The organism is Planctobacterium sp. AWM4_229 (genome assembly GCF_056160305.1).
In genome coordinates this window covers 128,242-152,760 of sequence record NZ_JBSWWX010000004.1, presented here as the reverse complement: position 1 = coordinate 152,760, position 24,519 = coordinate 128,242, and the positions used below count along the sequence as shown (strand labels likewise).

Here is a 24,519-nt window from a genome sequence, read left to right as displayed (position 1 = left end):
CCAGCCCTTGGAAAACTCATTGCGATTTGTAAATTCAGTATAGGTGAGATTTCCCACCCTGCACTGTGAGTATTAATTCTGTAATCTGTTGTATTTATCAAAGCTAACGGCCAAATTTCGACACCGCATTTGCCAACCCTTGTAAATCCAACACATCTGCTGGTGCCACTGCCTTAAATTCATTCACAGCAGCTCCTGGCATGCCCCAAACTACACTTGAGGCCTCATTTTGGGCAAAGGTACGCATTCCGGCACTGCGCACACGGGCGAGCGCTTCGCTTCCATCTTTACCCATCCCGGTGAGAATCATGGCAATGGCATTACCTTCTCCGTGTTTAGCTACCGAATCAAACAAAACTTCCACGCTAGGACGATGCAGATTAACTGGTTCGTCATCAGTTACCACACTTTCAAAACCAAAGGCTCGCTTGCGCACTTCAAGGTGTTGACCGCCCGGCGCAATGTAAATATGCCCTTCGCGAATCGGTTCTCCTTGCTGTGCTTCTTTTACGATACAAGGCAATTGTCCATCGAGGCGCTTAGCATAAGACTCAGTAAATCGTCCCGGTAAATGCAAGGCCACCACCATGGCTTCTTTGCCCGTGAAGCTGACCGCTACCAGTAGCTCCCTCAGCGCTTCCAAGCTGCCTGTAGAGCCGCCAATCGCAATGATTTTTTTCGCCGGTTTAGCATTGCTGTCAGCGGCAATTGCAGGTTGAGTACTCAGTGGTTTAAGTGGTTCGGATACTTCAGGCTGGGTGAGTTTTTGCTGTATGGCAGTGAGCTTTTGCTGCGATACGCCTGCCGCGGTGATCACTTTGGAGATAATCTCCTGACTGTATTCTCCCATGATGCGGGACAAATCATTGGGCTTGGCCACAAAGTCTATCGCTCCAAGCTCTAACGCCTGCATGGTAATTTGCGACCCTTCTGAAGTCAGTGTTGAAATCATCACCACTGGCATGGGCCGCAGACGCATCAAATTTTTTAAAAATGCTACGCCGTTCATCTTGGGCATTTCCACATCCAGCGTCAGTACATCTGGATTTAAATCTTTGATCTTTTGTCTGGCATCATAAGGATCTTCAGCTGTACCCACTACCTGTATACGGGCATCGCTGGAAAGCAAACTGGTTAAAATGTCTCTTATCAACTTTGAGTCATCAACAATGAGTACTTTGATCTTATCCATAGGCTTCTATTCTCAATCAAATAAATCGATATCGCCCACTTCAATTTGCGGCTTGTCGATACGGCTTTTGTACTGAGTTTCACGGATAGCAATGGTATCGTTGTGCATGTGTTGCAGCTTTTTCACGAGTACCTTGCCGGTTTTGGGGTAAAAGTTAACTTTTCTCGGGTGCGGTCCACCCAAATCTGAAGCAGCAAGCTTATAACCTTCCATCACCATAAACTTGTGTAAAAACTTGATATTGCGATCACCTACCGAGGTCATTTGTTTAATGATCTGACCACCGCCAAAGGCCTTAAAAATAATTTGCGCTTTATCGGCACCATTACGCAACAAATCATTGATCATGCGTTCCATGGCGACGTCGCCATATCGGAAAGATTCACTCATCAGATCTTCGACATCGGAAACACTATTGGAAGTAGGCAACATAAAATGGTTCATGCCTCCCAAGCCAATTTTTGGCTCATAAATGCACACGGAAATACATGAGCCCAATACCGTGGTGATCATCTCGTCGTTGCGAGTGACATAGTATTCACCCGGTAAGATTTTTGCCGCCACCGTTCCCAGCGATTTATCAACATAGCGATTGATGGTTTCGAACCCGTTCATACAGGGTTTGATATCTGGGAGATGACGCAATGTCATGGCTGCTAACCTCGTTTCCGATAAATAGTCTTACCTACACTGTCAAAGTCATCACTGATTTTATGCAGTGTTTCCGAGTGCCCTAAAAACAAGTGGCCTTCGGGAACCAAGTGTTCCCAGTACTTCCGAGCCAAACGTTGCTTTTTAGGAGCGTCGAAGTAGATCAACACATTGCGACAAAAAATAACATCATACTTTTGGCTTAATTGCCATTCATCCATCAGATTAAGCTGTTGAAATGTAACCAATTTTCGATACTTTTCTTTTACTCGACATTTATTGTTATTGGCGCCTTTTCCCTTTTCAAAGAATTGTTTTTTCACCGCGAGGTCATATTTTTCAATCGCCTGTAACGGATAGACCCCATTAGCCCCTTTTTGCAGCACATCGGTATCCAGATCAGTGGCAGTAATCGTTAGCGTAATGCCCTTTTTTTCACAGATGGGCATCAGATTCAGAATGATACTGTAAGGCTCCTCACCGGATGAACAACCCGCAGACCAGATATGAAATTCCTTCTGTTGAGACTGGGCGAGAAACTCTTTCAGGTAATCAAAATGGTGCTGTTCCCGACCAAAAGAAGTGACATTGGTGGTGATACAATTGATGAACTCTTTGAACTCATGAGCATCATTTTCCACCATGTGAACGTAGTCTTTGAAGTCGCTCAGCTTGTGAAAACGCAGGCGCTTGGTGAGACGGGCGTAATACATTTCAAACTTTTCATCGGTAACCGTAATGCCCGACCAGGCATTCGCTAACCCTCTGAGACGATTAAATACTTCGCGGTTGTAGCCAAACTCTTTGCTGCTAGTCACACTTCACCATCATGCTACGTGCTGGTATTGAGCAAAAAAATCACCCAGTCCAAATAAGCTTATTTGCCGTTGCAAAGCCGGATGTATTGCTACGAATACGACGTCTGAGCCCTTAAAAACCAACTGCTGCACAATCGAATACAATAATTGCAATCCGGCAGCGTCCACTTCTTTTGTGTTACTGGCATCAATCTCGATGGATTGAGGTAAATCATATAACAGGGTTTTCCATTCACTGTGCATAGGCTCAATAACTTGAATGGCCAGTTTTTCAGGCACAGTTAAAAAGGCTTTGTGATTTTCATAACGAAAACTCTGCTGACTTTGCTCCGCAACCGCAACAGGCGCTTCCGGCTCAGGAGTGCTATCAGTGTCGGGCAATGGAACGGGTTCGGGCGATACATTGTCATCCTGAGATTCCGGGCTCAGCTCAGTTTGCTCTGCTGTAGTGGCTATAGTTTCCTGTTCGGGGTTAGGTTCAGGTTTGGGCTCGGCGGCATCAGTTTGCGCTGTTGTATCGACGTTTTCATCATCCTGTAACCATTCCAGAGGATCATGGCCAAGGCCCGACTCTAAATCTAAATCATCATCGTTATTTGACATGTGTTTCACACCTCCAGGATGGTATCCGCCAATTGAGCAAACTCGTTGCTGGCTTTACTCTGTGGGGACCAGGCTTGGACTGGCTGTCCATAGCTTGGGCTTGTGGCCACAGCATTGCTTTCTTCAATATAAACAGGTACCAGATTGTTGCTGAAATAACGCTTTAATTTATCAATGGCATCGCTGGTTAAGCGTCGCTCTTTTTGCATTCGGCTCACCACAACCCAGTGTTTCTGATACTTGCCAATCATTCGTTCAAAGTTGCGCATAGTGGCCATCATGGTAGACATCCCCGACAAACCAAAAAAATCTGGGGTCACGGGAGTCAAGAGTTCAGTGGCCATGGCCAGGGCATTGACCACTAAAAAACCAGATGATGGCGGGCAATCCAGTAAGATAATATCTACCTCTGGCGGGGCTCGTTTAAGCGCCTTTTTTAAAATCAGGCCCCGACCTTTACCCATGGGGGTGGATTCCAGACGCTGTAAAGCAGGGCCCGCGGCGATAAAGCACAGCGAGGACGAGAGCGTTTGAATAACGTCATTAAGCTCGCTTTTACCCGCCAAAACCCGATCAATGCCAGCACGCTTGTTTTGAAACAATCCGAAGTATTGGCCTAACTGCGCTTGTGGATCTAAATCGATGGCCAAGACTCGTTGCCCACGCTGACTCAAAGCGTAAGCTAAGTTGGCACAAATGGTGGTTTTACCCACACCGCCTTTTTGATTGACACAGGCTATCACTCGCATTGCTTGCATTAAGCCATTTCAGCCTGTTGTTCCACCAGGGTTTTCAAGTCATCAAACTTGTCAGTTTCAAAGATGCATTCCAGCGACAGCAGCACCACAATCTTGCTCTGATACTTGAACATGCCCTTCATAAACTCGGTATCAACATTGTGACCTAGCTTGGGAGACTTTCTTATCTCCGAAGGTTCCACAGCAATCACATCGGATACAGAATCAACAATTATGCCCACCAGCATGTCTTTGCCCGGCTCGCCGACTGAAACCACCACCATCACCGTTTGTTTATCCATGGGCTTAGCGGTGTAGCCGAAGATATCCCGCATGTCCAGGATAGGCACCATACTGTTGCGAAAATCAATCACGCCCATGCAATAACTCGGTGTATTGGGCAGCTTGCGAATTTCACCTAAAGCTCTGATCTCTTGCACTCGGGTAATATCGATGCCATAGATGTTGTCACCCAATGTAAAACTCAGTAGTTGCACTTCATCTATATTCATTGCTGTGCTTCCATCATTAGAATTCTTCCCATTCGTCGTTGTCATCCGCTTTAGCAGTAACACTCTTGCCCGGCTCAGACTTGACCGGCACTTTGTTGCTAATTGAAGTGGGCTGTTTCGCCACGACTCTCGGCTTAGCGGCAGCAGGGCTTGTGGTGTTCGATTTAGTGCTGCTACCGGATCCCGCTTTGATGGGTGCTCTGGCGGTAGTGGCGCTTTGTGCGTGGCTGTAAGATTTTGATTGGATTTCAGAACGCGCTGACAAAGCACTCAAATCAACGCCTTCAACATCGAAAAAGGCCACTTGTTCCACCATGCCTTCAACTTGGGCTAGTGACGCTTGGGCCGCAGAAGTTACTTCTTCAGACAACGCCGCATTTTGCTGTGTTATATCATCCAACTGTGCCACAGCCTGATTTATCTCACCAACCCCTGTCGCCTGTTCATTGGTAGCGTTAGCGATGTCGCTGATAATGGTGGACAGTTCATTGGCATGAGACAGAATATCCCCTAGTGACTTGCCGCAGCGATTCACCAGCTCACTACCCGCCTGCACCCGCTCAGAACTAACATCAATCAATTCTTTAATTTCTTTTGCTGATACCGCAGAGCGCTGGGCCAGGTTTCTGACTTCATTGGCCACCACCGCAAAACCTCGCCCTTGCTCACCCGCTCTGGCAGCCTCCACGGATGCGTTAAGTGCCAACAGATTAGTCTGGAAGGCAATTTCATCAATAACACTGATGATTTCCACAATGCGATTGGAACTTTCGGTAATGGCCGCCATGGACTCCATAGCCTCAGTCATGATTTGCTCACCGTTAGTGGCTTCGTTTTTGGTTCCGGTCGCTGCAGTATTTGCTACCCGTGCATTGTCTGCTGTACTGCGAATATTGGAGGTGAGTTGTTCAAGGCTGGCCGCCGTTTCTTCCAGAGAGGATGCCTGGCGTTCAGTGCGGGAGGATAATTCATAGTTACCTTGGGAAATTTCGGTATTGGCCGATTTGATCTCACCCGAGGAAAGCTGAATTTTTGTAAGCACTTCATTGAGTTTATTAACGGTGGTGTTAAGCGAATTAGCGACATCGCCAAACATGCCACTGTAGTCATTATCAAAGCGTATTTTTAGATCACCTTCAGACAGCTTGTGCAGGCAGACACTAATGTCCCTAACAAAATGATTTACCGTTTGTGACAGTTCATTCAATCCTTCGGAAATATTCAGGAAAAACCCTTGTTTACCTTCGGTAGAAATCAGGGCGCCCAGGTTACCCTTGCTGACATCCTGCACCAGTTTCTGTACTTCGCCTTCAACTATGACTTGTTGAGTCACATCTGCCCACTCAACAACCGTGCCAATACGCTTGTTGTCTTCAGACATAACGGGCGTTGCGATGAGATTGAAATGACGCGGCCCAACGGTAATCCTGGTGCGATATGATTCCCGCAGGCGCTCCAACATCTGGCGTTGATGAGCCGGATTTTTGTGGAAAATATCGATGTTTTTACCAATGATATTCTGAGCGTCAAATTGTGGTAACTCTTTGCGCAGATCCGCTTCAGCAATGTGCAGCATTTCCCGCACACTGTCATTGGTGTAAACAATATCGTAGTTTTGATCTGCCACCATCACATTAGTGGTTACACTATCAAGCGCCACTTTAATGCGGGCGTTCGCCGCGGCTATCAGGGTTTGACGTTTGCGCTCAGTAATATCTAACCACTCCAGAGTGGTGCCCAAACGCTGTCCCTCACTATCCATTACCGGGTTAACCGTTAATTCAAACTCAAGGGCTCCCAATTTAATTTCGGAGCGATACGTTGTGGTCAATTCCGCCAATAGTTTTTGCTGATGTGCAGGATTTTTGTGGAATACATCAATGTTGCGCCCCACTAGCTTGTCAGGGTCGAATTGAGCATCTAGCAAGCGGAAGGTGTCGACATTCTGCGCCATCATTTCCCGCAAGCTGTCATTGAGGTAAATGATATTGCGTTCGTTGTCTGCCAACATGACATTAGTACTGACATTGTCCAGCGCTACTTTCATTCGGGCATTTACCGCTTCTTGCTCTTGCTGCAATTTCTCTAGCGTTAAGTCAGCCCACTCCACAGAGGTACCGAGGCGCTCTCCGGATTCTGAGAAAATAGGGTTAACTACTAAGCTGAAGGTTAGATCCTGCACGGCAATCTCGGACTTGTATTCCGCTTCCAGGTTATCCAGCAGGCCTCGCTGATGAGCGGGGTTTTTATGGAAAATATCAATATTGCTGCCCAGCAAGGAGTTAACATCGAAATGGGCAAAGGTTTCGCGAAACTTCTGCTGATTTTGAGCCAACATGTCCCGCAGGGTGTGATTCATAAAGACAATATTGTAATCAGCATCAGCTAACATGATATTGGTAGATACGGTTTCAAGGGCAGACGTCTTGCGCAATATCATGGATTGCTCAAGTAATTCACTTTCGCGACTGGTAACATCTCGCCATTGCAATAACATACCAGTGTTTTGCTGATTTGCACCGGATAGCGGTGTTAACTGCACATCGAATAGTTGCTCACCAAAATTCAATGTTATCTGAGTTGCAGTGGTTATATTGGATAAGCTTTGTGCAAGCTGCGTATCTGAACAAACGAGATTGATATTTTTACCCACCAGATTCTCACCTGGAGTCACTTGTGTCATTGCCAGCCCGGCCAATAATTGCTGCATACCATCAGACACACCAGCGATACAACGATTGGCATCTAGTAGCATCAGGTTACTGTTGCTGGCAGACAGAGCCTTGCTCAACAATTGTTGCTGCTGTAGACAACTATCCAACTCTGTGTCTGAGCGCTTTTTCTGACTCACCAATTCATCAACGAGAGTTTCAAACTGCGCGTCCAGTAGTGCCAGCTCTCCAGATTGGGTAGATGGCGCCAGAAACGCCCCATAATTATTGGTTTGCAACGATTGACTGAAATTATTCAGGCGGGTGCGGCAATAACTTGCGACACTGTCTGCCGCATCAGCGAACATTTTAATATTCCAAAGGGCCAGCGCCGCCGCCACCACAGTGATTGCCGCCACCACTAATAAATATTGAGACTCGGGAGCCGCTTTCCAAAACAATCCGAAATTAACAAATAGTGCCAACATGATAATCAGGCTGAATAACTTGTTATTTTTGTCCATTTTAATCCTCAATGGCCTTCGCCCATTACATAAAAATTATTTAGATATCCAATCTCAATAAAGTATCTACATTCAACAGGATGATCATTTTTTCACCCACGTCAGCAATTCCTGACACAAATGCTTGATCAATGGTTAAATCGAAATCGGCTGAAAGTTGTGAATTGTCAGCATTGGTCTGGATCACCTCAGAGATGGCATCCACCACAATACCAATGGTTTTTCCCCCCTCGGGAAACTCAACATCCATTATTAAGGTGACGGTTTCTTCGTCATATTCACGGTAATCCAAACCCAAGCGCATACGCAGATCCACAATAGGTACAATAGCACCGCGTAAATTTATCAAACCGTTTACATACGCCGGGGAATAGGGGATACGCGTGGATGCTTGCCATACTCTGATCTCCTGAACCCGGAGAATATCAACGGCATAGTCTAGCCCCGCTAATTTGAAGCTTAACCATTCCGCCTTTTCAATCTGATCGTCATCGTGTTCTTCTGCACTGATAACTTCTTGCTCTGCTGACACCGTCATTAATGCATCCTCACTCTGGAAATCAACGCCCCAACATCAATAATCAGGGCCACAGAACCATCCCCCAGAATTGTCGCCCCTGACAGACCTTCTATTTTGGCGTAATTGGCTTCCAGGGATTTCACCACCACTTGTTGATGGTTGTTAAGTTCGCTCACTAAAATTCCGCAATGTTTGTTGTCGCTCTCCACCACAACCACCAGACCCGACTCAATGAGTTTGTCCTGGTCAATGGGACAATCGAACATTTCCGCCAAATTCAATATAGGAATAAAGTTACCCCGCCACTTAAACGACACATCGCGTTTGCCTACTTTATTAATGTCGGCCTGTTTAAGCTGAATACTTTCAATAATCGAAAGCATTGGAATAATGTAGGTTTCCGCCCCCACTTTGAGTAACTGCCCGTCTAAAATAGCCAATGTGAGTGGTAAGCGAATAGTAAACGTCGTGCCTTCATTGGCGATGGAGCGCACATCGATGGTGCCGCCCAAAGAGCGGATGTTGCGTTTAACTACGTCCATACCGACACCTCGTCCTGAAAGGTCAGTAACGGCATCGGCGGTGGAAAAGCCCGGCGCGAAAATCAATTCGTGAATCGCCTGATCAGTCAGATTGGCATTAGGCTTAATAACCCCTTTTTCGATGGCTTTTGCTTTGATGCGTTCGGTGTTCAAACCGGCACCATCATCGGAGATCTCAATAATAATGTTGCCCACCTGGTGGAACGCTTTTAAAGTTACAGTGCCGGTCTCAGACTTGCCATTGGCAAGTCTGGTTTCGCGCTCTTCAAGACCGTGATCAACGCTGTTGCGTACCAGATGCACCAATGGATCATTCAGCTCTTCGATAACGGTTTTATCCACCTCAGTGTGCTCACCTATAATTTCTACCGCGATAGATTTATTCAGCTTCTTCGCAAGGTCTCTTACCATTCGCGGAAAACGGCTAAAACAAAAATCGATGGGCAACATGCGAATGCGCATGACCCCTTCTTGCAGATCTCGGGTATGTCGCTCTAATTGAGAGAGCCCTTCCGACAGGCGTTCAAACTGCGGATATTTCTCTTCATCACCATAAATGCTCAACATAGATTGCGTGATAACCAGCTCTCCCAATAAATTGATAAGGCTATCGATTTTTTCCAGGTCCACACGAATTGATTGAGAGCCGCGCTTGGCTTTGGCGGCACTTTTTTCACCACCTGAAGCGGGAGCAGGGGCAGCTTCAGCAGGAGGAGTTGCAGCACCAGTCTCTGTTGCAACCAGCTCCGGCGCAGGTTCAGGTGTTGCTACAGGCGTTTCTGGTTGTGCGCTGCTGGCACTATCTATCTGAGTAAATTTAAATTCAGCTTCATCTTCAATCCACAAGAAGACATCTTTTAACTCTTCTTCTGACAGTGGTTTTTCGGATTTGAGACTGATTTGCCAGGTGCAATAAATATGGGTAGGTTCCAGTACTTCAAACTGTGGGATAGCGCTGGTTTGACAGGTTACTTCAATTTCACCAAATTCAGTGAGTTCGTCAATATAACGCAGTGGATCATTACCCGTCATCATAATGGCAGGATCAGGTGCAAACTCTATCAACCACTCACTGCCGCTGCTGGATGTGACTTCAGCAGATTCAGGCGTGTTTTCACTGATTACAGTACTTGCTGCTCCCGGCACTAGTAGGCGTTCCAATTCAGCCTTAACTTCTTGCATGCTGGATTGGTTAATTTCATCATCGAATTGATAGTGAGCCACCAGGTTCCTGAGCACATCTAATGAGGAAAACAGGCAATCCAGAATCTCTTGTGACAAGCTGAGTTGTCCGGCCCTGACTTTGTCCAGCAAGGTTTCCATGACATGGGTGAAATCGGTTAAGGAGCCCATGCCAAAGGTGGCACTTCCTCCTTTCAGAGAATGGGCTGAACGAAAAATGTCGTTGATGGTCTCGGAGTCCATCTCTGAGGCATCATCAACATCCAACAAATTGCGTTCTATAGCGTCTATCGCTTCGGCACTTTCGTCAAAAAACACCGCTCGGAATTGTGCTAACGGATCACTCATTTCACCATCCAATCAGGGCTTTACTAAGCTGCTAAAAAAGGCTTGGTAAGAATCGCACCAACCCTTTGTTAAATTCAATTATTTCAATACTTTATTTACTACTGCAACAAGCTTTTGAGGGTCAAAAGGTTTCACAATCCACCCGGTGGCACCGGCAGCCTTGCCCTCTTGTTTTTTATCCATACCCGACTCAGTCGTTAACATTAGAATAGGCGTAAAACGGTAATTTTCTTCTTTGCGTAGTTCGGTAATAAATTGAATGCCATCCATTACAGGCATATTCACATCTGAAATCACCAGGTCGTAGCTACTGCCTTTGGCCTTATCCAGACCTTCCTGGCCGTTTACTGCTTCGGTCACATCAAACCCTTGAGCTTTTAGGGTAAATGCCACCATGGCTCTCATTGAGGCAGAATCATCAACAGTCAGAATCTTCTTCATTATCAAAATTTCCTTTGGTGTCTTCTAGTTACCAGGTTTTTCACCTGTGTTTCTAACAAACCTAACACAATCTATTTTCAGTCAGAAACATTTAATTTCTTGGCGTGTTGCTTAACTTCTACTATTTTCAAAGAGTACACAATACAACTTTTGGTTGAATTTGCTTTTAGTGTAGTTAAAAAATTTCAGTTTACTCAATGTTGTCCACGAACATTGAGTACAAAGTGGATAATCCAGAGATCAAAGACAGGGATTGAAGTGAAACATAACGTATTGATCGCCGATGATGACGAGCACCTCAGAGAATTACTGAATCTAATGTTTCAGGATAGTTTCTGTCTCGAATTTGCAGAAACTGCGGCGCAAACACTGGAGAAGATTCAGCACACCGAATTTCAATTCATCATTCTTGACATCCATATGCCGGACAAAACCGGGTTAGATGTATGTCGTGAACTCAATACCATTCCAGAGGCTAAGCGCCCATCAGTGGTGATATTGAGTGGTGATAGTGAAGATGAAATCGTAAAACAGGCATATGAATTAGGCGTTGGCGATTACATCGTTAAACCGTTCAATGTCACCGCATTTCACGAACGCTTGCTGCGTTTTTCCCGAGATCTGGAAAAGATCGCCACCCTGGAAGAACAAGACGCCAATATCCAAAACATGACCGAAACCGTCATGAAGCAGGCAGCCTCATATGGAAATGCCCTGGAATTAGTGTCGCGATTAAACTCCTGCCACAATGCCGAAGCGTTGTGTAAAACCGTTCTGCAAAACCTGCTAGGACAAGGGTTTCATTGTGCCATACAAGTGCGCTCTACGGACGAAGTCTTTTCTTATGACGTAGATGTTTCAGAATGCAGTGATATTGAACTACAAATATTCGATTTGTTAAAAAACAAAGGTCGTATCTACAATTTTGGTAAGCGCTGCATATTCAATGACGAGCACGTTTCCATTTTAGTAAAAAATATGCCCCACGAAGGCACCCAAAGTTACGACTCGATTTTGGATGTGGCGGCCAAGCTTGTTCCAGCGATCAACGCCAGATATATCTCTATATGCGAGCACCATTCGCTGGTAGATGCTCGCGATGCCTTAACTCACGCCCTGAAAGTTTTATCTGAAGGGGTAACGCAAATGGAAGATGAAAAGCGGGTCTTGTTGGAAAATATCGAACTACAAATTGGTTTGTCCTTTCATCAATTGGATTTGGATGAGAACCAGGAAGCCTTTTTCCTTAATTTGATCGAGCGAGAAATCCGCTCCCGAGAAGAAAGCAACAAACTGGATACTATTCAACAGATGATTGCCGATTGTGTGGATTCAATTCATATCCTGGAGCATGACGAGTCGGATTCAGCACCAATTGAGCAAGACAGCAACGACGACGACATTGAGCTGTTTTAATACCACTTAGAGTTGATTAATCAAGGCTCGAGCAGTGGCCGGAAAATTACTAAACACGCCATCAACGCCCCAGCTATTAAGCCACTGCAATTCGGATTGCCGATCTACAGTATAAACGTAAACCTTGAGCCCTAAACGGTGGGCAAGCTCAATATCCTCCCGGCGCAAACAATTCACATCAAAATGGATGGAATACACCGACATGGCGTTGCAGGTAAATGCCATGTCCAATGGACTGGATGCCGTTAACAACCCCAAACGCCAGTTGCAGCCTGATTGCGCTAATTGCGCCAGGTAATGGTGGTTAAAAGAGGAAATCAGTAGTGATTCCGATGGCGTAGTATGCCTGACAGCCTGCTCAATAACTTTCACTAGCGCCGTGACATCATCGATGCGTTTCAATTCGATATTCACTTCTACCCGGCCAGCAATTGCCTCTAGTGCTTCAGATAAAGTAGGAATGTGTTGTTTGTGAGGCAGTTGGACTTGTTGCACCTGGTGTTTTGTGAGTTGCCAAATCAAGGTATCAGCATATAGGGGGATCACCCTGTCGTGCCACACATAAAACTCATCCTCTACCTGATATACATCTAACTCGATACCATCGGCATTTTGTTTTATGGCGTGCTCAAAAGCCCGTAAGGTATTTTCCGGATGTTCACCGCTGGCACCGCGATGAGCCCAAATCTTCATTGCGCATCCTTTGCTTTCGCACGATGTTTCTGAGCATTAATTGTCTCGTAAACCGCCGCAGAGATCACCAGCAAACCACCAATTAAGGTGTAGGCTGAAGGCCTTTCTTGTAACAACACATAAGCGAACCCAACACCATACAAGGGTTGCGCGCAGGCGATAAGGGAAAAGGTTTTAGCCCGTAAATGTTTCAAACTTGATGCGATAAGCGCATGAGGAATGGCAGTACAGATACTGCCCAGAACCACCAGATAAAACAAGGTATCCAGAGAAATGGCGTACAGTTGCTCAGAAGTGAATAGACCCAAACACAAAATAATCACGAAGGTTTGTAGTGTCATGGCGTGAGCACCGCTGTAATGGGAAAAATAACGGCGATGGATCAGGTTGCGCAATGAGTACAACAAGGCAGAGAATACACCCACCACTATTCCCAGCGTAACATCATTATTCAGCGAAGAATCTGGCACGATCAAGGTGATGCCCAACAGCACGACTAAGGCACTGACCACGTCCTGCCACACCAGGCGAACCTTTTCAAAAAAAGGTTCTAAAAACACCGTAATAACCGGGAAGGTAAAAAGCGCAATCATACCGACAGCCACTGAGGAATATTGCATGGCCGCAAAATAGGTTACCCAATGCAGTGCCATGATCACGCCGAGTAAAACACCAATGCCTAAATCTTTATAACTGTGTAACTTAAAGGATTTGCCTGTCAGCTTGAGCAACAGAAACAAGCAACCGCAGGCCACAACTGAACGACCAAAGGTAATGTCCAGTGCAGACAAAGGGATGATACGGCTGAACAGCGCAGTAACCCCTAACAAGACCACAGCGAGATGCAAAGACCACAGACTTTTTTGCACATCTTCCATGTTTCAGCACTTCTCCAGAATTAACAAAGACGATGTTCTACTTGCTCGCCCAATTCATCCGCAGCAACAGAGCGCGGAACACCAGACTATTATCGCCCATTGTCAGCACACTGTTGATACTCAATTGCTATTTCTTATGCTCTGGGACCGGTTCAGGCGTCACTGGATTGAGAATTCAGCGTTCCGCACTGTACGCCAAGACGAGTTACATCGCCCTCGCTGAACTGCGCAAAGTCGACACCGTCTTTCTCAAAACACATCACCACCGTAGAGCCCAGCTTGAAGCGGCCCATTTCATCACCCTTTTTGAACTGCATGGCAGTGGCATTTTGTTCGGAATAATGCCAACTGCGGACTTTCTTGCCCGGTGGTGGTGTCACGGTTCCAGCCCAGACGGTTTCAATGCTGGCAACAATGGTGGCTCCCACTAATACCATGGCCATTTTACCTTGTGCGGTATTAAACATTGCCACCACACGCTCGTTTCGGGCAAACAATCCAGGTACATTTTGTGCGGTTAATGGATTCACGGAGAATAGCTCACCCGGCACATAAATCATGCTTTCGAGGGTGGCGTCCATTGGCATGTGGATGCGGTGATAATCTTTTGGTGACAAGTAGATGGTCATAAACTGGCCATCGTGGAATGTGCTCGCCAGCTCCTCATCGCCCCCCAACAGCGCCTTAACACTATAGTGATGGCCTTTGGCTTGAAAGATCTGATCTTTTTCAATAGGCCCCATCTGACTAATAGCGCCATCTACCGGAAAAATTAGCGCATTTTCATCCTCGCAAATTGGACGAATGCCTTCCTTCAACGGGCGGGTAAAAAAATCATTAAAGGTGGCATAAGCAGCCGGGTCACTTTGCTGCGCTTCAGACATATCTACCTTAAACTGTTTGATAAACACTTCAATGAGAGACGTAGTCACAACCCCGAGCTTTGCTGCGGCGAGACGCCCAACAAGACGCGAAACTAAATGTTTGGGTAAGCAATATTGCAAGGATACTTTTAACTTATCCGGTAACACGATGACATCCTGAGAAATAAAAACGGGCGCAATAGTACCTCATTTTGCAGCAACTGTAGAGCGCTGCAGCAGTAATATTGAAACCGCAGCACACTTACTACTGACTGAGTACTAATACTGATTACTGTGATTTGGGCGCTGTTCCGCCATGGTTTTTAAGATGCTGTGATAGTTTTCAAAGCGGATTGGGTTAATTTTGCCCTCATCTACCGCTTCTTTTAGTAAGCACCCCGGATCGTCCATGTGTTTACAATCCCGGAATTTACAGCCACCAAGATAATCGCGAAACTCCTTGAAGCCCCAGGTAACTTGTTCTTCAGGCAAATGCCAAAGGGCAAATTCCCGAACCCCGGGGGAATCAATCAATTCACCACCGTTTTTAAAACTCAATAACTTGGCACTGGTGGTGGTGTGCTGTCCCAGGCCACTCATTTCAGAAATATCGCCCACCTGTTCTTCAGCTTCAGGCAACAAAGCATTCACCAGACTGGATTTACCGACACCCGATTGCCCCACAAAAATACTCACTTTATCATCCAGAATGGCTTGCAGCGCATCGACCCCCTCACCGGATTTACAGCTGAGCAAGATAACCTGATAACCGATTTCGCGATATAGGCTAGTTAGGCTATCCACCTGGGCCTGGGCTACTTCATCCGCCAGATCAATCTTGTTGATCAGAATCACCGGCGTTATGCCAACGTCTTCGGAAGCCACCAGATAGCGATCAATAATATTGGAAGACAATGCAGGTTTGAGGGAACTGACAATTAAGATTTGATCAATATTAGCAGCGACGGGCTTAACACCGTCGTAAAAATCAGGACGAGACAAGAGTGAATCCCGCTCCGATACTGCCTCAATCACCCCATTGATAGCAGAACCAGACTCCTTGTTTCTGCGGAACAGGACATTATCACCGCAGACAACACTTTCGATAGTGCGCCTGATATGGCAACGAGTGACCTGATTTTGCCTGTCTCGCACATCCGCGTGCTGACCAAAGCGCCCCACCACCACGCCGGATTCTTCCGGCTCCAGATTATCATCTTGCGGTAAGGCTTCATCTTTATTGAGTTTTTTCGACAGATTTTTGCCCACCTGGCGTTTTTGTCGATGTGTCAGTTTATTTCTTTTTGCCACTTTGCTGCTAAATTAAGTATAGTTACCCAAACTTTACCGATATTATGGGTAAAGGCGGGGTTTAAAAGTTTTGAATTCCGGTTGTCGTGCCACTGGATAGCAGTGTCACAGTTAGCATAGTACCGATTGCAATAAGGGAAAGACACCACAAATTGCATTAATTGTGTGAATCTTGGCGGGTAGTGAATGTCATATAGCGAAAACAATTTAGTCTGGATGGATCTGGAAATGACAGGATTAGATCCTGACACCTGTAAGGTGCTGGAAATTGCCACTATTGTCACTGATTCACAACTCAATGTATTAGCCGAAGGCCCGGTAATGGCCATTCATCAGTCTGATGAACTGTTAGACGGTATGGACGAATGGTGCACCAAAACCCATGGTGACTCAGGTTTAACTGAGCGCTGTCGCAAAAGTGATATTACTGAAGATATCGCCGTGCAACGCACCATTGAGTTTTTAAGCCAATACGTGCCCAAAGGCGTATCGCCACTGTGCGGCAACAGCATCAGCCAGGATCGCCGCTTCCTGCAAAAGCACATGGTGGAACTGGAAGAGTTTTTCCATTACCGCATTATTGATGTCAGTAGCGTAAAAGAGTTAGTGCGCCGCTGGAAACCAGAGGTACTCAAGGGACTACACAAAAAAGGCACGCACCTGGCCATCGACGATATTCGCGAGTCTATTGCGGAATTGCAGTTTTACCGCGCTCAAATCTTCACCATTTAGGGGAAGCAGAGCCGCTTCAAGTAAGAATTTTCGGATTTATTGCAACAAACACTTGCACCCCACTAAATTTTTTGTACAATGCGCACCCGCTTTTGAAGGAAAGCGGTTGAAGTAAAATTTGCATGCGGGAATAGCTCAGCTGGTAGAGCACAACCTTGCCAAGGTTGGGGTCGCGAGTTCGAATCTCGTTTCCCGCTCCAAATTTCACTTTTCAAATCCAGATCTTTACGCGGGACCAATTTGTCAGGAACAAATTGGAACAGCCGACAGGCTTGCCCGAAGGGCAAACTACAGGACGTAGTTTGTAATAGCGAAGCAAAAACGCTCCGCACTCAATCGAATCAAACCAGAGTCGATTGCCATGGAAGCTTCAATACGCGGGAATAGCTCAGCTGGTAGAGCACAACCTTGCCAAGGTTGGGGTCGCGAGTTCGAATCTCGTTTCCCGCTCCAATTTTCTCTGTAATCTCCATTGAACAAAACTATAAGCGTCTTTAGCTCAGCTGGGTGAAACCCGTATAAAAATTGCGAATACCTGGAGCAATTTTAGGGTTGAACGCGAGACAAGTGGACGTCGAGCTGTGGCGGACATGGATGTGCGACATTAGAATAACGCAGGAGCAGTTATCGAGAAGCCCTCACCAGGGATGGTTTAAACCTCAAAGCTTGAAAATCCATTAACCTGATTACTTCATGGATGTTGAGTGAACCTTGCCAAGGTTGGGGTCGCGAGTTCGAATCTCGTTTCCCGCTCCAATTTTTCTCAAATCAATTTTATCTGCTCAGATAGTTCAGGGCTTTCACTCACTATTTTCTTAAACGCCAATTTTTTCGTTCAGTTTACCTTGACGCAAGGGTCGTTTTATTTACCATGGGTGTTTTTATCACCTTGAAAGGAAATACATCGCAACATGGTTAATCTTAAAAAAATATTGTTGGCCGCCACAGCTAGTTTTGCACTGGCAAGTACAGTGCTTGCCGGAGACGAAGAGGTTAATTGCCGCACAGAGTTTATGGGGACACAAAAAATTTATCAGGGTTGGGCTACCTGTAGTAAAACTCTAACCCTAAAAAATGATCAGGAAGTTAAGGTAACCATTAAAGACTATGTGAGTGCAACTACCAGCTCTAAGGCCACTCTTGATACGCTATATTATGCTAATGACGGAAAAACCTATTACGTAACCTGCACTGCAGATGTACCTTATTCTCACGAAGAAGATGTTTACGAAGAGGTTTGTGACTACACTCCGAATGTAGACTTACATGTTTTCCAAGATAGTATCTACAGCACAACTGTCTACGCTGATTGGAGCGATAGAGACGGCAATGTCGCTAAAGTTGAATGGTGGGTAGATGGCGTAAAAACCTCAGTGGGCAGCTCTTTTAATATGACTCGCAGAGGTAGTAACGAAGACTACAGCAAACGGCTTCAGATCAAAGTCACAGACAATGATGGCTACACTGACGCTGATTCTGTCACTGCTACATTTAAATCTCCTAACTCATGTCCGGACAACAGACGCTGCTAATCTTTTCGCCCTTGGCTTAATAGTCGGGGGGATTCTTAGTTTGCAATAAACATCCTCTAAATTTTCTGCAATAGAGTCAGCCAAAATATTTCCCCCAATCAGACTTTGATTCGCCTTCACACTGAAAAACAGGATAAAATTGGCAAATAATTTGAAAAATTTACGTTTTGCATAATTATTTAAAGAAGACACTCACCACTTTGGGTCATTCAGCACCATATTAATGCACACGTTATTCCTCATTACTAATGCCGCGACACTCATCAACAGGACTTGAACCGCAATGGTGCAGAGGAAATGGAGAAATGAATAATTTTTCGGTATTCGACATTGTAAGAAGAATAATTATTCGAATAAAGACAGGTTTGTGCAATATTTATACTAAAAAGACACTTGATCCCGGCCTGATTAATGCTGATTATCCTAGAATGAGATAAGATTTACTTACAAAAAATAATAATAAATTGCCTTGGTTTAACAGAAATCACAGGCTTTTGTCTCGAAAAAAACACAACACAAACTCAGGAGCACACAATGAAGAAATTTGCGTTGTCACCGCTAAACATAGCCATGAAAAAGGGGCTTTATGTTGGCTCTATCGCTGCATCTATTGCTTTATCACCACTGGCGCTCGCACAAGAGCAAGACGCCGAAGAAAACACTGCCGACGTCGAAAAAATCATGGTTACTGGTTCGCGAATTGCAACCGATAGCAACCTTTTTTCTTCAACACCAGTACAAGGCATGGATGCGGAAGATGTCAAAATGTCGGGAGAGTTCGATCTTGCTGACGTAGTGAACGATATTCCCGCCCTTGTATCGTCGATAACCGGCGCAAATTCAGACGGTTTCGCAGGTGATACTCGTCCTGGAAGTACGTCGCTAAACCTCAGAGGTTTAGGCAGTGATAGAACACTTACTCTGGTTAATGGTCGTAGACACGTTGCCGGCTTCCGTGGCTCTCAAGCTGTGGACATTGGATCAATTCCACGTGCACTGGTTGAACGGGTAGAAGTTACCACAGGTGGAGCTTCCGCGGTATACGGTGCTGACGCTGTAACCGGTGTTGTTAACTTTATCATGAAGACCGACTTTGAAGGTATGCAATTGGATTTTCGTGGAGCGGCACCAGAGGCAGGAGAAGGTGAGAACTTTGGTTTCGATTTTATATATGGTCACAATTTCGATGATGACAAAGGGAATATTGTGTTCACGGTTGGTGCGACAGAAGATACTGTAATAACTCACGGTGACCGAGATTGGGCCAGAGACAACGGCATTGATTCGGTTCGTCCTCGCGCTAATCCAGCGGCAATTAATGATCCCAATGCGCCACCTGAAGCAGTAGTAAGTGACCCCAGATTTTGGCTAACTTCGCAAGAAGGTTCGATTGCTCCTACATTTGGCGGACGTGATGTCATCTATGTTGATATCAATGGTAACGGTATTCCTGATTGCCAGGAGTCTGAAGGTGGACGAACCGGGTTTCTTGCGGGATGCTGGGTAACCAATCCTGATGGTTCGGTTAGAGTAAATCAAGATGGTGTTGTACTGGGTGGTCTTTGGGGAACTGGAGGCGATGGCGGGCGATTAAATATGAACCGCGATTACCTTTTACCTGAAACAGATAAAGTGGCGGTCAATCTCAACGGTACCTACGAGTTTACTGATGATGTTAAAGGCTATTTTGAAAGTAAATATGTGCGCTCCGAAACAACCACATTTGAAGAAATTGATACCTTCTACGATACGCTGTTCATTCAAGCTGATAACCCATTCATCCCTGCCGAGTTACAGCCGGTAGTTGCGCAAACGGGTGGATTGCTGCTTACTCAAGATCCTGCAGACTTTAGTGACGATAACCCATCCATTGTTACGCGTGAAACCACCAGATTTGTTGCCGGTGTTGAATGGTTCGTAGATGACGTTCACCGTTTCGATTTTTCAATCAATCATGGCCGTTTCCAAAGTACAGAGCGTTTCTCCGGACTTTACCTGGACAGAGTCTTTGCCGCGATGGACGTAACAACTGATGCCAACGGCAACCCTGTTTGTCGTTCCGATTTAGACCCCACCGCAGCATACGAAATTGATTACTTCACCGCTGGGAATGGTTATGCTGATGGCGGATATAGCAGTGACCGCTATTATTCTTTCACACCGGGTGATGGCCAGTGTGCCCCATTAAATCCATTTGGCACATATTCCACCAGTCAGGAAGCCAGAGATTTTATTACCAATTATCAGGAAGATGAGCTGACAATTAAACAAACTATTGTCGCCTTTATTGCTTCTGGTGAATTTGAAATACTAGACAGTATTCTTGATGGTCCGCTGGGTTATGCTGCGGGTATCGAGTATCGCGAAGAAACCAGTGATTTCAAAGAAGATCCTCTGGCACTGGGTATATTACCCGAAGGGACTTCTTTTACTCCTGGTGTAGACGTAAATACAGTTGATCCTTTCTTAAACAGCTTTATCAGTATTGACAATGTAGAGTTGTTTAATACCTATGGTGAATACGATGTAACTGATCTCTTCACTGAAATTCGTTTACCAATCTTCCAGGACAGAGATTTCGCTTATGAGTTAACGCTAGATGCGGCAATTCGTGTTGCGGATTACTCAACACTTGGCAATGCCACCACGTGGAAAGCGGGCTTAACCTACAGTCCTTACGAAGATTTAACCATTCGTTCTACCATCTCTGAAGCCGTTCGTGCACCGAATATTTCAGAGCTATTTGACCCTCGATTGCCTCTACAAGTGGGAGCCAATGAAGACCCTTGTGATCCGGGGAACATCAATGGTGGTACCGCAGTAAGACAAGCAAACTGTGTTGCAGACTTGCAGGCAGCTGGCGTTCCGTTGTCAGATATTGTTGATGACCAGGGAAATTATATTTGGGTTAACCCACTCACCGGCCGATTCACAGGTGTTTCCGGTGGCAATCCAAATCTTGATGTAGAAACGGCAGACACATTGACTGTCGGCGTTGTGTTCCAACCAGCGTTCCTGGAAGGTTTTACCATCACTTTAGATTATTGGGATATCGAGATTGAAGACGCGATTAGTGCAGTGGATTCGACCGATGTTTTAGCAGGTTGTTTAGATTCTGCAAGCTACCCTAACCTGAATTCATGTGACCAGTTCGTGCGTCGTAGTGACGGTGGATTGACCGACCTTGAAACGGGCGAAATTAACTTCGCACGTCAGGAAGCTAGTGGTATCGACTTTGCGGTAAACTACGACTTTACGGTTGATAAGGATGAATTTGCACTTAGCTTGGTTGGTTCTAAGCAAAACAAAATGGACAACTTCTTTAATCCAGTGGATCTAACCGAGATAGATTCAGATTTGCAGGAAATCCGACGCCCAGAACTGTCTGCCAAGTTTGATCTAGGCTGGACACGCGATGCGCTGAGCCTGAACTGGAGCGTACAATATCAAGGTAAACAGGCCGTTGATGAAATCGAAAAAGTTCTTGGCCTTGGCACTACCCAGCCCCGTTTTGGCGATGATGGCTTCTTTGATGAAATGTTCATCCATAATTTCAGCGCGAATTACGAGTTGGACGAATCATTCACTCTTTATGGTGGTATAAACAACGTGACTGACGAAGAGCCATACTCTACACAGACAGCTTGGCCTGTGGGTCCTCGTGGTCGCACTCTATTCTTAGGGGTAACCTACAGAGACTAAACTCGAAACACAGAAAAGCCCCTTCAACTGCTCAGGTGAAGGGGCTTTTTTTGGTTTTAGATAGTCTGAGAATGCATTAGTTCGCCAGGTAGCACAATGCTACAAAAAGTCACTAAACCTCGATAACGTATTCTCACCTAAATGTGTTTTTAACCGACCTAATTCCGACTCTACATTTTTCCAGATACCAATCCCGCTTTTGTTGATGGGTTTCCGTACTTGTTCACTGCTAGCTGTATGCACTTGTCTTTGCGTGTTATAGAAAGCCAAACAGGACGTTTCAAACTCAACTCCAATATGCGCTAAAACCTTTCTTGTTATCTGCTCTGGATTATTGACTAACTCTTCATAATTCACGGTTAGTACCTTGCCGGGCAGCCCCCTATCCCAATAATCCATCATCGTTAGATAACTGTTATAAAAATCACCGATGTTACCCAAATCATAACTGAATTCGACGCCATTGGAGAAATACTGTTTATACAAACTCAAACCACAGTCCAGAGGATTACGCCTGGCGTCAATAATAATCGCTTTGGGTAAAATTTTATGAATAAGACCGATGTGCCGAAAATTAAAAGGGAGCTTATCTGTGAAATAAGGCGAAGCTTCAGTTCTGAATAGCGCCCCATTCTTCAAATATGCGGCGCCTAATTCAGTAAGTTGCGTACTCGTCAGCCCCCCAACATTTTTGGTTGCCTCTTTGCCAAATAGGTCTTTGCTGAGTTCATCGGCTTGATAGGCAATACTCGATAAAACTGGCTGCTCCATAGTACCTTCAATTTTTGAATGGCTGGCGACGATTTGTTCAATCAATGTTGAGCCAGATCTAGGGAGGCCGACAATAAAGACGGGAACAGGATCGTTATCAGATACTTCAGCCTGTACTTCCAGATTTTTTGCAGAGTAGGTATTTATAATACGCTCAATATCCTGCCTGACACTGAGAGAGCTAAAGCGGGCATTATTTCTTAAACTATTCGCGCGGTGATATAACGGCATGGCCTGTTTCCAGTCACCACGAACCTCACTAGCACGTGCAAGTGCAAACGCTGTAACCGCCTTCTCTGGATTCGATAGCTTGTTATTCTTGAATAGCGACAGCATCAAGCCTTCATCTTCTGAGGAAAATGTATAGTCTTTTAGATCAGCCAGTGCCCACCAACTCAAAGCGTTGCTCGGTTTGTATTCGAGACTTTTTCGAAAAGACGCAATGGCATCACTGCGTTTTCCAAGAATGCGTTGAGACTGGCCCTTAAGGCGAAGAATTTCGCTCAGTTGATTAGTTTGCCCGGCACAGGCGTGCTCAGCTTGTGGACAGAGAGCTAAAACCTTTGTGTTTTGCCCAAATCGCAGTAACACATTTAGCAGCGTCCAGAGCGAATTAGGCGACACCGAGAGCGATGCTAAGGTTTCAGCGGCCTCAATTGCACCTGAATAATCACCGTTGGATTCCAGTGCATTAATCAGTTGCGAACGAAAGAATAAATTTGCTGGTGAATAGTTAAGCCCGTCGCGCAATACATCGACTCTTCGCTTTAAGTCTTTCCTTTGTTCAGCGATTTGGGCAAGCGTGAATATCGCTCTTGGATGCCCCACCTCTTTTTCCAACATCTCCGCAGCTTTTTGCTCTGCAAGATTCCAATTGCCACTTTGCATCGCCTGCTGAATATCCCTGAATTGCCCTTGCAGCGGATCAAATCCCTCCGCTTTTTGAGCCACTTGTATCGCCTCAGAGAAACGTTTAGCGTCATAGAGATAACGACTGAGTAGCAACCAACCCTGAAAATAACCAGGTGAATCTGCAAGCTGTTGCTTTAAGTAAGCGATGGCATCTGAGAGGCGATTTTGGTCACGTAAATTTTGCGCAAAAACAAAGCGGCTATCCTGATGAGATTGATGCATAAAAAGAAGTGAAGATTAACCAGACAGAGCCACAAAAACTAACATCTTTATCATGTATAGACAATTAAAGAAGAGCTTGAGAATTTCTCAGACCCAATGGCAATTGGTGGGGTAATTAGTAAGGCATATTTGGAAGCCTCGATAAGAACAAGCCATATATGTCTCAATTAAATTGAAGCCTTGCTCTATGAGCAAGGCTTTCGATTTAGAAAAATCAGTTCCCAAGATCAATTTTATTGTCATAAAAAGTTCTAAAAAAAAGCGCCTTTTGGGGTTTGACTCCGAGGCATTTTCGGCCTAAAAATTCACTGTGTTTTGAATACTTTAACGCAGTTAATTTTCAGGAATTTGTATAATGGCCAAGCCCAACCGTGCTGATCTGTTATCTCGTGCATATCACGATCCTAAAAACTACCCTTACGGGTTTTCTCGTTCGGGTGATTTCTCTATCTCAGAAGCCAAAGCGTTAAGCCAATACGGCAGTTTGCTCAATGCTTTGCTTTCAGGCTCCTTGCAACCGGAAAACGATGACGACGCCAGCTTTATCGCTGTAGCCAGTGGCCAAAAAGAGCCGGCTAATGTCACCGAAAAAGCTTGGGTTAAATACATGGCGCGGATAGGTCGACCGCGCACCGGCAGTATTTATGGCAAACGCACTAACGTGGATGATGCTGATGATGATGACAGCAGCATCGACGATGATGATTTGCCATTAGCTGACGACGATTAAAAAACGGAAGTGCAGCCTACATTTCACCCATAACGT

At 45.5% G+C, this 24,519-nt stretch carries 20 protein-coding genes and 2 tRNA genes; 7 read left to right on the top strand and 15 right to left on the bottom strand.

All coding sequences use genetic code 11. From position 1 onward, the window contains the following. Nucleotides 1-103: 103 nt before the first annotated feature. The 10 genes from ACXAGP_RS10000 to ACXAGP_RS09955 all read right to left on the bottom strand — a co-directional run bounded on the left by ACXAGP_RS10000 (nt 104) and on the right by ACXAGP_RS09955 (nt 10,721). The gene (locus ACXAGP_RS10000; RefSeq protein WP_475261157.1) at nt 104-1,192 is read right to left on the bottom strand and encodes a protein-glutamate methylesterase/protein-glutamine glutaminase; all 1,089 of its coding nucleotides are present in this window, start codon (nt 1,190-1,192) and stop codon (nt 104-106) included. A 12-nt stretch (nt 1,193-1,204) separates the two neighbouring features. Continuing rightward, the gene (gene cheD / locus ACXAGP_RS09995) at nt 1,205-1,843 is read right to left on the bottom strand and encodes a chemoreceptor glutamine deamidase CheD (protein ID WP_475261156.1); all 639 of its coding nucleotides are present in this window, start codon (nt 1,841-1,843) and stop codon (nt 1,205-1,207) included. A gap of 5 nt (nt 1,844-1,848) precedes the next feature. After that, on the bottom strand, nt 1,849-2,661 hold the full coding sequence (locus tag ACXAGP_RS09990) for a CheR family methyltransferase (protein ID WP_475261155.1): 813 nt from the start codon (nt 2,659-2,661) through the stop codon (nt 1,849-1,851). 9 nt (nt 2,662-2,670) lie between these two features. Then, nucleotides 2,671-3,264 carry an STAS domain-containing protein gene (locus ACXAGP_RS09985; protein ID WP_475261153.1) on the bottom strand — a complete coding sequence of 198 codons (594 nt, stop codon included), beginning with the start codon at nt 3,262-3,264 and terminating at the stop codon, nt 2,671-2,673. A 5-nt stretch (nt 3,265-3,269) separates the two neighbouring features. Then, nucleotides 3,270-4,022, bottom strand: a complete 753-nt coding sequence (locus tag ACXAGP_RS09980) for a ParA family protein (RefSeq protein ID WP_475261152.1) — start codon at nt 4,020-4,022, stop codon at nt 3,270-3,272. Beyond that, on the bottom strand, nt 4,022-4,513 hold the full coding sequence (locus tag ACXAGP_RS09975) for a chemotaxis protein CheW (RefSeq protein WP_475261151.1): 492 nt from the start codon (nt 4,511-4,513) through the stop codon (nt 4,022-4,024). The genes ACXAGP_RS09980 and ACXAGP_RS09975 overlap by 1 nt, the downstream gene beginning before the upstream one ends. Nucleotides 4,514-4,529: 16 nt before the next feature. Continuing rightward, the gene (locus tag ACXAGP_RS09970) at nt 4,530-7,688 is read right to left on the bottom strand and encodes a methyl-accepting chemotaxis protein (RefSeq protein WP_475261150.1); all 3,159 of its coding nucleotides are present in this window, start codon (nt 7,686-7,688) and stop codon (nt 4,530-4,532) included. A 40-nt stretch (nt 7,689-7,728) separates the two neighbouring features. Beyond that, nucleotides 7,729-8,226 carry a chemotaxis protein CheW gene (locus ACXAGP_RS09965; RefSeq protein ID WP_475261148.1) on the bottom strand — a complete coding sequence of 166 codons (498 nt, stop codon included), beginning with the start codon at nt 8,224-8,226 and terminating at the stop codon, nt 7,729-7,731. After that, nucleotides 8,226-10,280 (bottom strand): chemotaxis protein CheA, encoded by a 2,055-nt coding sequence (locus ACXAGP_RS09960; protein WP_475261146.1) that lies wholly within the window; start codon nt 10,278-10,280, stop codon nt 8,226-8,228. Before ACXAGP_RS09960 ends, ACXAGP_RS09965 begins: the two co-directional genes overlap by 1 nt. Nucleotides 10,281-10,358: 78 nt before the next feature. Continuing rightward, on the bottom strand, nt 10,359-10,721 hold the full coding sequence (locus tag ACXAGP_RS09955) for a response regulator (RefSeq protein WP_475261145.1): 363 nt from the start codon (nt 10,719-10,721) through the stop codon (nt 10,359-10,361). Between the two features lie 258 nt (nt 10,722-10,979). Here ACXAGP_RS09955 and ACXAGP_RS09950 point away from each other — a divergent pair, with 258 nt between their 5' ends. After that, nucleotides 10,980-12,137, top strand: coding sequence for a response regulator (locus tag ACXAGP_RS09950; protein ID WP_475261143.1), 1,158 nt, complete (start codon nt 10,980-10,982; stop codon nt 12,135-12,137). A 6-nt stretch (nt 12,138-12,143) separates the two neighbouring features. On the opposite strand, the gene ACXAGP_RS09945 is transcribed toward ACXAGP_RS09950, so the two are convergent. From ACXAGP_RS09945 to rsgA, 4 genes are all read right to left on the bottom strand, one after another. Then, a complete protein-coding gene (locus ACXAGP_RS09945) occupies nt 12,144-12,830 on the bottom strand; it encodes a glycerophosphodiester phosphodiesterase (RefSeq protein WP_475261142.1) in 687 nt (228 codons plus the stop codon). After that, nucleotides 12,827-13,708 carry a DMT family transporter gene (locus ACXAGP_RS09940; RefSeq protein WP_475261140.1) on the bottom strand — a complete coding sequence of 294 codons (882 nt, stop codon included), beginning with the start codon at nt 13,706-13,708 and terminating at the stop codon, nt 12,827-12,829. Before ACXAGP_RS09940 ends, ACXAGP_RS09945 begins: the two co-directional genes overlap by 4 nt. A gap of 152 nt (nt 13,709-13,860) precedes the next feature. Next, complete coding sequence (gene asd / locus ACXAGP_RS09935) at nt 13,861-14,739, bottom strand: archaetidylserine decarboxylase (protein ID WP_475261139.1); 879 nt, start codon at nt 14,737-14,739, stop codon at nt 13,861-13,863. A gap of 111 nt (nt 14,740-14,850) precedes the next feature. Next, on the bottom strand, nt 14,851-15,882 hold the full coding sequence (rsgA, locus tag ACXAGP_RS09930) for a small ribosomal subunit biogenesis GTPase RsgA (RefSeq protein ID WP_475261137.1): 1,032 nt from the start codon (nt 15,880-15,882) through the stop codon (nt 14,851-14,853). Nucleotides 15,883-16,068: 186 nt separating this feature from the next. Between rsgA and orn the strand changes: the two genes are divergently transcribed. The 5 genes from orn to ACXAGP_RS09905 all read left to right on the top strand — a co-directional run bounded on the left by orn (nt 16,069) and on the right by ACXAGP_RS09905 (nt 21,848). Next, on the top strand, nt 16,069-16,614 hold the full coding sequence (orn, locus tag ACXAGP_RS09925; protein WP_475261136.1) for an oligoribonuclease: 546 nt from the start codon (nt 16,069-16,071) through the stop codon (nt 16,612-16,614). A 124-nt stretch (nt 16,615-16,738) separates the two neighbouring features. Then, nucleotides 16,739-16,814 (top strand) — tRNA-Gly (locus tag ACXAGP_RS09920). A gap of 177 nt (nt 16,815-16,991) precedes the next feature. After that, nucleotides 16,992-17,067 (top strand) — tRNA-Gly (locus tag ACXAGP_RS09915). A gap of 458 nt (nt 17,068-17,525) precedes the next feature. Further along, nucleotides 17,526-18,146 (top strand): hypothetical protein, encoded by a 621-nt coding sequence (locus tag ACXAGP_RS09910; protein ID WP_475261135.1) that lies wholly within the window; start codon nt 17,526-17,528, stop codon nt 18,144-18,146. Nucleotides 18,147-18,680: 534 nt separating this feature from the next. Next, nucleotides 18,681-21,848: a TonB-dependent receptor domain-containing protein gene (locus ACXAGP_RS09905; protein ID WP_475261134.1), complete on the top strand. Its 3,168-nt coding sequence runs from the start codon at nt 18,681-18,683 to the stop codon at nt 21,846-21,848. Nucleotides 21,849-21,947: 99 nt separating this feature from the next. Here ACXAGP_RS09905 and ACXAGP_RS09900 read toward each other — a convergent pair whose 3' ends face one another. Next, nucleotides 21,948-23,753 (bottom strand): sulfotransferase, encoded by a 1,806-nt coding sequence (locus ACXAGP_RS09900; protein WP_475261132.1) that lies wholly within the window; start codon nt 23,751-23,753, stop codon nt 21,948-21,950. Nucleotides 23,754-24,108: 355 nt separating this feature from the next. Between ACXAGP_RS09900 and ACXAGP_RS09895 the strand changes: the two genes are divergently transcribed. Then, nucleotides 24,109-24,483, top strand: coding sequence for a MaoP family protein (locus ACXAGP_RS09895; protein WP_475261130.1), 375 nt, complete (start codon nt 24,109-24,111; stop codon nt 24,481-24,483). The last annotated feature ends 36 nt before the right edge of the window (nt 24,484-24,519 follow it).